This window comes from Roseibium sp. MMSF_3544, from assembly GCF_030732845.1.
Classification (GTDB): Bacteria; Pseudomonadota; Alphaproteobacteria; order Rhizobiales; family Stappiaceae; genus Roseibium.
In genome coordinates this window covers 20,381-28,161 of sequence record NZ_JASHKA010000043.1, presented here as the reverse complement: position 1 = coordinate 28,161, position 7,781 = coordinate 20,381, and the positions used below count along the sequence as shown (strand labels likewise).

At 57.3% G+C, this 7,781-nt stretch carries 8 protein-coding genes; all 8 read right to left on the bottom strand.

Annotated elements, in window-relative coordinates; all coding sequences use genetic code 11:
- Positions 1–50: 50 nt before the first annotated feature.
- Positions 51–1,061: a TRAP transporter substrate-binding protein DctP gene (dctP, locus tag RBB47_RS30305; protein ID WP_305989674.1), complete on the bottom strand. Its 1,011-nt coding sequence runs from the start codon at positions 1,059–1,061 to the stop codon at positions 51–53.
- A gap of 30 nt (positions 1,062–1,091) precedes the next feature.
- Positions 1,092–2,159 (bottom strand): 4-oxalomesaconate tautomerase, encoded by a 1,068-nt coding sequence (locus tag RBB47_RS30300; protein ID WP_305989673.1) that lies wholly within the window; start codon positions 2,157–2,159, stop codon positions 1,092–1,094.
- 7 nt (positions 2,160–2,166) lie between these two features.
- Positions 2,167–3,102, bottom strand: coding sequence for a LysR family transcriptional regulator (locus RBB47_RS30295; protein ID WP_305989672.1), 936 nt, complete (start codon positions 3,100–3,102; stop codon positions 2,167–2,169).
- Positions 3,099–3,911 (bottom strand): alpha/beta hydrolase, encoded by an 813-nt coding sequence (locus RBB47_RS30290; protein ID WP_305989671.1) that lies wholly within the window; start codon positions 3,909–3,911, stop codon positions 3,099–3,101. The genes RBB47_RS30295 and RBB47_RS30290 overlap by 4 nt, the downstream gene beginning before the upstream one ends.
- Before the next feature lie 447 nt (positions 3,912–4,358).
- Positions 4,359–4,874 carry a hypothetical protein gene (locus RBB47_RS30285; RefSeq protein ID WP_305989670.1) on the bottom strand — a complete coding sequence of 172 codons (516 nt, stop codon included), beginning with the start codon at positions 4,872–4,874 and terminating at the stop codon, positions 4,359–4,361.
- 8 nt (positions 4,875–4,882) lie between these two features.
- Positions 4,883–6,154, bottom strand: coding sequence for a PAAR domain-containing protein (locus RBB47_RS30280; protein WP_305989669.1), 1,272 nt, complete (start codon positions 6,152–6,154; stop codon positions 4,883–4,885).
- A gap of 39 nt (positions 6,155–6,193) precedes the next feature.
- On the bottom strand, positions 6,194–6,625 hold the full coding sequence (locus tag RBB47_RS30275; RefSeq protein WP_305989668.1) for a DcrB-related protein: 432 nt from the start codon (positions 6,623–6,625) through the stop codon (positions 6,194–6,196).
- A 230-nt stretch (positions 6,626–6,855) separates the two neighbouring features.
- A complete protein-coding gene (locus RBB47_RS30270; protein WP_305989667.1) occupies positions 6,856–7,515 on the bottom strand; it encodes a hypothetical protein in 660 nt (219 codons plus the stop codon).
- Positions 7,516–7,781: the final 266 nt, after the last annotated feature.

Below are 7,781 nucleotides of genomic sequence, written 5' to 3'. Positions count from 1 at the left end.
GATGAATCGGGCCACGCGGCGGATTGGGGTCCTTGTTTGTCATTATCCGTCTACTGCTCGGCTGTCAGCACGGCTGCTGCCTGGGCGACGAGCTCAGGATCCATCTTCAGCGTCTCGACGATACCCGGCTGTGCCGCGAGGAGGTTCTCGCGCATTTCCGACATTGTTTGCGCGTCTGGAAGCAGAACCGTGATGCCGTTCTGGCGGTTGATTTCGACCGAGTCGAATTGGCGCTGAGCCGCATTGTCGCGGAAGCCGTCCACCATGTCTTCCCATGTGTCCTTCATGAGGGTCTGCATGTCTTCAGGAAGCTTGTTCCACGCCGCAGCCGAAACCATCGGAACGTACTGGACATAGGCCTGCCGGTCGTCGAACGCATACTGAATGCCCGCGTCCCAAAGCTTCGCGCTTCGAACGGACTCATGAGTGGCCCAGATCGTCGCAACCGTTTTGCGCTCAAGCGCCTGCGGCAGATCGGACCAGGCAATCTGGACCGGGTTGGCTTCAAACACGCGATAGCGCTCCAAGGTCGCCGCGCCACCTGGAACCCGGACTTTGCGGCCGACCAGATCAGCCGGCGTAGCGATCAAGCTGTCCGTCGAGAAAATTGTGCCGTGTCCCAGATCGAGCGAACGACCAAGAACAATCGTGCCCAGCTTTTGCTCAAGTCGGTCGCGGACTTCGTCACCGACGGGCCCATCCGTCATCTTGTAGAGGGTCTCCCGCGGCAGACCGTAGACCATCGGCAGGAGCAGCAGGCCGGTATCGGCGACGAATTTGCCAAGATGCTGATCGGCGGGAACGCCAATATCGATCGCACCCTGAACAAGCGCGGTGGCGACATCCGGGCCACGATAGCGCGACGCGGAATCAAAGATTTCCAGCTCCAGCTTGCCGTCGCTCCGCTCGGCCAACTCCTTTGCATATTCGCGCATTGAGACGTTGCGAATATGCGTTGGTCCGGTGTCCAGCGATACGGACAGCGAATACTCAGCGCCTATTGCGGGCGCGCCAATCGCCAGGGTCGCGGCAAGTGCTGCGGAAAAGAGATAGTGTTTCATGGTTTCCTCCCTCAGGTTTCGAAAAATGGCTCAGTCCGGGATCGCAACGTCGCCCGACATCAGCCGCCGGGCTGTGCGCACGACGCCTGCGCGATCAATGGTTCGCTCAGCGCCTTGTCCGGTAAGCGAAAGAGCAACCTCGATCGTTCCCTGCGGATGCTCGATCACGATGGTTTCGGTGTTGGTCGGGGCCGGACGCGCAAGGCCTTCTGCAATGGTGCCGTCGAGCGCCACACAGGACGCGACGCAGATCGCGCCGCTGACCGCGTGTGTCGGGTGACAATCGGTCGGCACGAAGTACCGCGACGTGACATGGGCCTCTGTTGTAGGGGCAGCCAGAAGCCCGAACTTCGGCGTGACCTTGCCAGCGACGTCTCCCATTCCCATCGCCCTTCCTGCTTCCAGGCGAACGTCTTCGATGCGGGCGAGCAAGTCCGCGTCAGCATCAAGTTCGGCCTTGGTCTCGTGACCCGTTTTCCCGAAATCGGCTGCACGGGCGATGACCATGGGCATGGCCACATCGATACAGGTGACATCCAAACCCTTGATCCGGTCAATCCGATTGCCGGTGGGAAAAAGCGTGCCGGTCTTTGATCCGATGGCATCAAGAAAGTTGATCTGGACTGGCGCCGCCGTCCCGGGAACACCGGCAATCTCAATATCGCCTGCATAGGTGACCTGGCCGTGCGGGGTTTCCACGATGGCCTCAATCGTTGCACCCGTATTGACGCTGTGGATCACGACCGGCGTTTGAGGTCCCGTCGGTTCTACCAAACCCTGTTCGATTGCATAGGGTCCGACAGCGATGACGATGTTGCCACAGGTTGGCCCCCAATCAACGACGGGGTTGGTAATATCAACCTGCGCAAACAGGTAATCGACATGGTTTGGTCCCAGGTCACTTTTCGAGATGATCGCGACCTTGCTGGTAACTGTTTGCGCGCCGCCCAAGCCGTCAATCTGGCGAGGGTCCGGCGAACCCATCGCGCCCAGCAGCAAGGGTTCAATGTCACTCCGTTGCTCTGGTAAATCCTCGCGCCGAAAGAAAGCCGCTTTGGACGTCCCCCCTCGCATCAAAACACACGGAATTTCCCTCATGTCCGACTTATCCTTCCTGAATTTCCGGCAGCTTTCGTGACATCGCAAACCCATTGCGCGACAGGTCCACGATTGTGTCCCGGACCAGTTTTATCCGGCGTTGCCCTAAAGAGTGGCCCAAGGTGGCGACTTGGATTGACCGCTCAAGCCCGCCTCCGCCGAGCGGTAGCATCTTGATCCCGCCTGTGCTGTGTTCGGGTTCCAGGGCAAGTGTTGGAAATACCGAAAACCCGAGTCCGGCGAGCATGGCGCGCTTCATTCCGTAGGCGCTGTCGATTTCCGCCAATATGTTCAGGGTGCAGCCGTGGCGCTGCGCCAGATCTTCCACGAGCCGCCTTTGCATATTGCTCTCGCTCATCATGATCATCGGATGATCACCGAGCTGAGCCGGGTGCATGATTTCGAGATTGAGTGCGTCGATCTGATCTGCGCGGCCGCAGAACGCATAACTGTCGTGCGAGATCTCAATCGCCTCGACATACTTCTGGCGTTGCGGAAAAATCGAGACTCCAATCTCGATAGCGCCGGACGTCAGCATGTCCGAGATTTGACCTGTGGCCGCCTCGGTGATCGACAAGAGCAGTCGCGGGTAACGCCGCTTGACTTCAGCTATCAACGGTGCGGTCAAAACAGGTGCAAAACCGATCGCAATACCGATATGAACACGCCCTGATGGGTTGGTATCCGTGTCGCGGATATCGATTTCTGCCTGCTCCAAGGACGTCAGAATATTTCTCGCATGCGCGAGCAGACGCCGTCCGGCCTCGGTTGGAACCATCCCGGAACGGCTGCGTTCAAACAGCTGTACACCGATTGAGTCTTCGAGATTGATGATGCTCTGGCTAAGCGCCGACTGCGTAATTCCCAGGTCCAGGGCGGCGACAGAAATCGACCGGGCCTCTGCCACTCGGGCAAAATAACTGAGGGTTCGGGTGTCTATCATGGCCGCTCCAGTGAGGGGAAATGCTTGCGATACCAGCGCAGTATGATCTCCGCCTCTCTCTGCCACTCGGCTTCCAGCATGAAGCAATGGCCGGCATCTGCCGAGAAATAGTACTCGGCGTCAAAAAACCGGGCAGTCGCAAGGTCCTGGCCCTCGGCGTGCATCGTTGGATCTTCGCGCCCGGCTGCGATAACCAGGCACGGTCCTGAAATGCGTGTCCGGTCGCATTTCACCCGGAGTGCGCGCCGATCGTTGAGCAGCGCTGGGCTTTCCGGCGTAAGCATCTCGTAAAAGCCGCGCGCCTCGGCTTCGCTGAAATTGGGATAGAAACGACGCCGCGCGGTCTCGAAATCGGGGGGCGGGCAGGGCTTTCCGTTTGGGACTTCCGGGAGTTTTGCAAGGCCTGGAATTTGGGCCGGCGGCGACGGCGCAAGCAAGACCAGGCCAGGCAACGTCATTCGCGACGCGGCCTGCGCTGCAATTGCCGCGCCTGCGGAATGACCAACAACGATAGCCGGGCGGCGAAGCGCTGAAACCGCCTCGCAAATGTCGTCCGCCATTTCACTTTGCCCCGAGACGACAAAGAGATCGTCTTGTTCAAGCCCGCCATGTCCGCGCAAATCCAGCGCCGCCGCCTGAATACCGGCTGCGGCAAAAAACTTCAGGAAATTATCGAAGCACCAGGCGCCATGCCAACTTCCGTGAACGAAGAGCAGGCTGGGTCCATCATCGGTCGCAGCAGCGTCAGGAATGTGCAGCTGCCCGTGCGACAGTTTTTGAACCTGATTTGCCTCGCGGACGTCCATCATTCAGCCCAATCCCTGTTTGCTTCGCGCCGGCGGCCAATGGGCAACACGCCGAACTTAGGTTCAGAGATAGCAATGGGAGTAATATATGTAAAATTAATAGTAATAATTTTTGTATCGATTCTGCTTAAGTTTTGCCTCCGAAGGCACGCTCGGGCAAGCCAAAAAAATCTGAGTATGCGACCAAGGTCTCGCCACCTGACGTTCGACCACGTTGCCGGAGGAACGACTGTTCAAAAAGGGACCCGCTGCTGAAAGCTTTGCTCTGCAAAGCCAGACACACAACGAAGCCTGCGAAGGCCCGCTTTCAGCCGGTCCCGCGACTTTGCTGCGGTTGGAACAAGCGTCGGTTTTGAGGCTATGAAAAAGAACGGACGAACGCCGGATGTGTTGGCGCAAGGTGGGTGCCAGGGCACACGGGAATGTCCGGTTTGCTTTGAGCCAAAGGCGTTATGGCGACCAAATCCAAGCGAAGAAATCCGGGTTGAGCATTCCATAAGCAGGGCGCAAAGGGGTGTCGGCAATTTCGTCAAAAACGCCTTTGAAGGAGGACTTCTCATCCCGGACATGCGCTCCATTGTCTTTATCCAGCCAGGCAGAAAAGAGGGAGAGCATCTGAGCGTTGTACTGCTGGCGTCTGGATTGGAACGCATCCCAGGTCAAAGTCGAGGACGACCGGCCGATGGGAAACTCCGGCGGCACCTTGATGCCGCCATCAAACTCCTCAAATGAATAAGTCCCGCTTTCCGGGTAATCGGGTGGCACAGATAGTTTGAAAGTGGGTGCGTAGATCCGGCGATCATTGATTGGTCCTCCGACGACATACAAGAAATACGCAACGTTGGTGGTGCCTGCGCATCCAGCCAGGACGGGCAGCGACAGGGTCATCGCACTTGGAAGATTCTGTTCCAGATAGATCGCGGAATTTAGAGCGCGCTCAATATCGAAGAAGTCGATCGGGATCATTTCAATTGCTACCAGATTGGATTGTCCGTGATGACTGCCTGATGGCCGGGATTGAGCGACGTTTCGTATTGACCTGCGGGGACCAATCGTCCTGCCTGGCCCGTGCCGGTATCGTTGATGACGTAGTGTGTGACCCGGCCACTGGAATTGCGGACGACACCCGTCGTCACAACCGCATGCGAACCAGGTTGGCCCGTGTTCCAAAGTGGACCTGCATTGTGGATGGAAACAACGCCCTTGCCGTCGGCGAGCGCTTGTCGGATGGCCTGTGGTGTATTGGCTTGGGGGCGCGCTCGGATGCCTTGGGAGTTCAGGACATCGGCAATCCCCCGCGCACCCCCCATTCCGGAAGCCGGGTCATAAACCCCGCGATTGATGCCGATCTGTTCCATTTCTCCCTGGCTCAGATTTCGACCTTTCGCAGCTCTGATGATTTGTTGGCAGGACTGTAGTCCGCATGCATTTCCTGTTTGAAGGCCTGGAAAATTCCGCTTTGCCGCCCATTGCTGCATCCGGCCGTATATTGGCCCGCTGCCCGCCAGCCGGGCACCGAGATATCCTCCGAAGAAGCCCATACCGAAGCCAAACAGTTTCTGCCCGGCAGAACCGTGCCCCCAAATCTTTCCCCCAAGCCATGTTCCGCCTGCGCCAAGACCAATGGACCCGGCCAGCCCCCCTGTCAGTCGAAGCGCAGTGACAACGCGCATGCCTCGGCCCGCCAAGGCAATGGCGCCTGTGCCGCTTACCAATCCAAGGGCCAGCACACCCATCTCCAGCCAAAAAGGAACCTCAGCGCTGATCTGGGCATACTGTGTCTTTCCGCCCCCGACGATCACCGTCAGGCAACCTTCGGAAATGACGGCGCTGCACGTCAGCTTGTCGTCTTTGCGCGCTGACGGAAAGCTTTGAATGAAAACTGTTTTGCTGCCTTCGGCGATGGGCATACGGGGATGCGGCGGTGTGGGTGAAAATGGAATTCCGGAACAGTCGCCCATATCCGCCAGCGCCCGCGCCGCATTCTTCTTTCCAATGATGACGGTTGTTGAACACGGAAGCGAAATGGTGCCAGTTTTGAAAGTGAATAGAGATCCGAGCAATTGGCCGGCTGATGCCCCCAAGGACGCTCCACCGGCAGCTGCTACTGCAATCGCCGCCGCTGCCGCACCGCCTGTCGCAACGATTGCCGCACCTACGATGGCACCGACGACAAGCCCGCCAATCAGACCGGCCAGCGCTGATGTATGGGCAATCGGGTCGAGGGCTCGAGCAGCCTCCGGCATAACCAACCTCGCTCAGTTCGTATTGTTTAATTGAAGGATTTATTGCACCCGCTCAGGCATCAGGCGGTAGGAATGCATGAAATGGACAACAGCTTCTTTGTCCGCTGGGGCAAAAGGACCGAGCCGCGAAAACGTCGCGCAAAGGACGTGGTCTCGTGCGGGAAAGTAAACTTGACACTGCGTCATGGGACCACGTTCGGAGCGCCACGAAAACTCACACACATATGCTCTGCCGTATTTGACATCCATCCATTGTGCCCACGCCATCGCGAACTCTGGGAAACTGTCTGTAAGCAGACCAATTGCCTTTTTGATCTGGTTTTCTTCCGAAAGGGTCGGGTCGGCCTGTTCTTGCGTCACCACAAGCGTGAAGGGGCTGCTCTCGACTGTCTCATCTGAAAAAATGTGGATCGTCCGATCGATCATCGAAGACGGAAGATCGAAAACATAATCGTACGCGCGTTTCTTCAAGTTGGTCACCAAGCTAAAAATATGATTCAATTAATGAATTTCAGGGAAATGCCGTGGCCAAATGACGGTCGGGTCCAGCTGCATGACGGACATGCGTGCAGCGCGAGAAACGTTGCGACATGCCAGTCATTCATGGAATTGACGACGCCCGAGCTTGTCCAGGAGCCACTTTGGCACGGCCTGTTTAACAATCACAAACAAGGTCTTTTTGTGAGACTTTGATCAGGGCTCTACCAGTTGTAGACCTCGACGCTGCCTTCGACCTTCCGCTCTCCGGACAGCGCCTGGCTCGCCTCTATGCCGATGCTCCAGCCGGCCCCTTGTGCAACATTTACGCGGCCGCCGGCCGCCAGACGGTATCTGTTGCGCGAGCTTGGTCCTCTGAAGTGAACGTGCGAGAGGAGCAACCCGATCGACCGGCTGTGCTTCGTCACCCAAGCGACAAATTTGTCTTGCAATACCAGCTCATCCAGAATGTGTTGGATGGCATCCGGGTTGTAATACTTGTTACCGTCAGGGCCGATGGCGACAAACCCGAACGTATCAATGTGCACACTACACAGATCGGGAGCTACGGCGATGTGCAGGCTCGGAACGCCCGTCTCGCGATAGCCTTGGCCATTTGTTGCCATCGATGCGATCCGGTCACAGAAGTGTTCCTGATTGTCGGGCGCAAAGGCAGGCATCTTCAAGAGCGCCTCAAACGCTTTTGCATCGCGGGCAAGAAATTCTATTCCCTGGCCGTTGTTGACGCCCACGCTGTACATCGACGCGATGTGGTCTGGGAGTTTGATACGGTGAAGTTTGTAAAAGCGGTTACAGATTTCCTTGTAAACCTTGCTGCCGAGATAACTGCCGACGCCCAGGGCTTTCCTCTTTTTCTGAGACATGGCGGTCTCCTTTCCGAATGAAATCGTCTTGAAAAATGTGTTGCAGCGCTCACCAAGAAGCGCCGTTGGAAAATGCTGTTGTCTCGAATTGCCGGTCCCGTTCCACTCAATATGGAGAACCCGGAAGCGAAGCCCGGTCGCGCAGGAAACAGCGTTCATCCCGCATCAGGGAAAGAAGAACCTGTCCTGAGCATCGTCGGAGAAAGGCTTTCTCCAGACGCTGTTTCGGGTGTCCCTTCCGTTGAGCAGGATCGCTTTGCCGTTGG

What these genes read in the sequence shown, in the direction of transcription:
- RBB47_RS30295 (WP_305989672.1), bottom strand. Translation starts at nt 3,102, where the DNA reads ATGATAGACACCCGAACCCTCAGTTATTTTGCCCGAGTGGCAGAGGCC.
- RBB47_RS30300 (WP_305989673.1), bottom strand. Translation starts at nt 2,159, where the DNA reads ATGAGGGAAATTCCGTGTGTTTTGATGCGAGGGGGGACGTCCAAAGCG.
- dctP (WP_305989674.1), bottom strand. Translation starts at nt 1,061, where the DNA reads ATGAAACACTATCTCTTTTCCGCAGCACTTGCCGCGACCCTGGCGATT.
- RBB47_RS30270 (WP_305989667.1), bottom strand. Translation starts at nt 7,515, where the DNA reads ATGTCTCAGAAAAAGAGGAAAGCCCTGGGCGTCGGCAGTTATCTCGGC.
- RBB47_RS30285 (WP_305989670.1), bottom strand. Translation starts at nt 4,874, where the DNA reads ATGATCCCGATCGACTTCTTCGATATTGAGCGCGCTCTAAATTCCGCG.
- RBB47_RS30290 (WP_305989671.1), bottom strand. Translation starts at nt 3,911, where the DNA reads ATGATGGACGTCCGCGAGGCAAATCAGGTTCAAAAACTGTCGCACGGG.
- RBB47_RS30280 (WP_305989669.1), bottom strand. Translation starts at nt 6,154, where the DNA reads ATGCCGGAGGCTGCTCGAGCCCTCGACCCGATTGCCCATACATCAGCG.